We start from the raw sequence: 1,049 nt of genomic DNA, 5'->3' as shown, positions 1-1,049 counted from the left end.
TGGGATGTGGAGGGGTTGTATCACCCGGATCCGGATCATGCGGGGACGTCGTATACGCGTGAGGGTGGGTTCCTGCACGAGGCGGCCGAGTTCGATGCGGGGTTCTTCGGGATCTCGCCGCGTGAGGCGCTCGCGATGGATCCGCAGCAGCGTCTGCTGCTGGAGACTTCTTGGGAGGCTTTCGAGCGGGCCGGGATCGACGCGACGTCGATGCGGGGTAGCCGTACCGGTGTTTTCGCCGGCGTGATGTACCACGATTACGCGAGCGGCTACGGCAATGGCGAGGAGTTGCCCGAGGGTGTGGAGGGGTACCTCGGTACCGGGATTTCCGGCAGCATCGCTTCGGGCCGGATCGCCTATACCTTTGGTCTGGAGGGTCCGGCGGTCACCGTTGACACGGCGTGTTCGTCGTCGCTGGTGGCGCTGCACTGGGCGATCCAGGCGCTGCGCAATGGCGAATGCGACATGGCCCTCGCCGGCGGTGTGGCGATCATGGCGACGCCGGAGACGTTCGTCGACTTCAGCCGCCAGCGCGGTCTGGCGGCCGATGGCCGGTGCAAGTCCTTCGCGGACGGTGCGGATGGCACCGGCTGGGCCGAGGGTGCGGGCATGCTCCTCGTCGAGCGTCAGTCGGACGCCGTGCGCCTGGGCCATCCGGTGCTCGCGGTGGTGCGTGGCTCGGCCATCAATCAGGACGGTGCGAGTAATGGTTTGACGGCGCCGAATGGTCCTTCGCAGCAGCGGGTGATCCGGGAGGCTTTGGCCGGGGCGGGTTTGTCGGCTGCGGATGTGGATGCGGTGGAGGCGCACGGCACGGGCACGCGGTTGGGTGACCCGATCGAGGCGCAGGCGTTGTTGGCGACGTATGGGCAGGAGCGGCTGGATGGCCAGCCGTTGTTGTTGGGGTCGATCAAGTCGAACATCGGTCACACGCAGGCTGCGGCCGGTGTGGCGGGTGTGATCAAGATGATCATGGCGATGCGGCACGGGGTGCTGCCCAAGACGCTCCATGTGGATGCGCCGTCGGCGCAGATCGACTGGGAGGCGGG

1 protein-coding gene is annotated in these 1,049 nt (G+C 67.2%); it reads left to right on the top strand.

The genetic code is table 11. The features are described from left to right. Window positions 1-1,049 (top strand): polyketide synthase (locus tag ABZY31_RS31345; protein ID WP_356417111.1); only part of this gene is annotated, 1,049 nt, incomplete at both ends.

The organism is Streptomyces sp. NPDC006529, assembly GCF_040611795.1.
Taxonomy (GTDB): domain Bacteria; phylum Actinomycetota; class Actinomycetes; order Streptomycetales; family Streptomycetaceae; genus Streptomyces.
This window is presented reverse-complemented; position numbering and strand designations above follow the sequence as displayed.